The organism is Mesorhizobium norvegicum, assembly GCF_004919685.1.
In the GTDB taxonomy this organism is placed as follows: Bacteria; Pseudomonadota; Alphaproteobacteria; order Rhizobiales; family Rhizobiaceae; genus Mesorhizobium; species Mesorhizobium norvegicum.
Window position 1 is genome coordinate 1 of record NZ_SMYZ01000229.1, and the last position, 205, is coordinate 205.

The window sequence follows — 205 nt, forward strand, 5'->3', positions numbered from 1 at the left end:
ACGATGTTGTCCGGCGCCAGGAAGCCGTCGATGTTGTCGGCGCGCAGGTTCGCGACCATCTCGGGCGGCGGCACCGAGCGGAGCTGCACGTCGGTGTCGGGATCGATGCCGTGCTCGGCCAAGTAATAGCGCAGCAAGTAGTTGTGGTTCGAGTAGTCGAACGGGATGGCGAGTTTGAAGCCCTTCCAGTTCTTCGGGTCGCGAT

At 62.4% G+C, this 205-nt stretch carries 1 protein-coding gene; it reads right to left on the reverse strand.

All coding sequences use genetic code 11. From position 1 onward, the window contains the following. A partial coding sequence (locus FCU66_RS40875; protein ID WP_168992277.1) for an ABC transporter substrate-binding protein occupies positions 1-205 on the reverse strand: 205 nt, incomplete at both ends.